The sequence below is a fragment of the Corallococcus sp. AB049A genome, assembly GCF_003668885.1.
Classification (GTDB): Bacteria; Myxococcota; Myxococcia; order Myxococcales; family Myxococcaceae; genus Corallococcus; species Corallococcus interemptor.
This window is the reverse complement of the sequence record NZ_RAWL01001448.1, coordinates 1-387: the sequence shown is the minus strand read 5'-3', so window position 1 is coordinate 387 and position 387 is coordinate 1. Positions and strand designations below refer to the sequence as shown.

Genomic DNA, 387 nt, shown 5'->3' with positions numbered 1-387 from the left:
ATTTTAAATATTTTAGATTAATTTTTTTAAAAACATAGTAAAAGTGCAGTGAGAAACAACCCAAAAGTATTTGGGTTGTTTCTTTTTATTTTAAGGTTTTAGTCCAACAGCCTTGGCACGTGCAGCGTGTAACTTTTTATAACTATCGATTAAACGTAAGTGACGGTCTAAGCCTTCAAGCTTCATACTGGTTTCTGTTAAACCATAGAAACGAATGCGACCTTCAACTGTGCCTATTACCGCATCCATACGTTCATCACCGAACATGCGGCGGAAGTTGGTTTCATATTCTTCCAGTTCCATGTCGTCATCCAACATAACTTCGAGCACGACATTCATGCATTGGTAGAACAGACCACGTTCAACGGTATTGGTGTTGTATTGTAA

The 387-nt window shown here is 37.7% G+C and carries 1 protein-coding gene; it reads right to left on the bottom strand.

Annotated features, from left to right (window positions below):
- Window positions 1–90: 90 nt before the first annotated feature.
- Window positions 91–387 (bottom strand): hypothetical protein (locus D7X55_RS47415; RefSeq protein WP_199747507.1); only part of this gene is annotated, 297 nt, incomplete at its 5' end.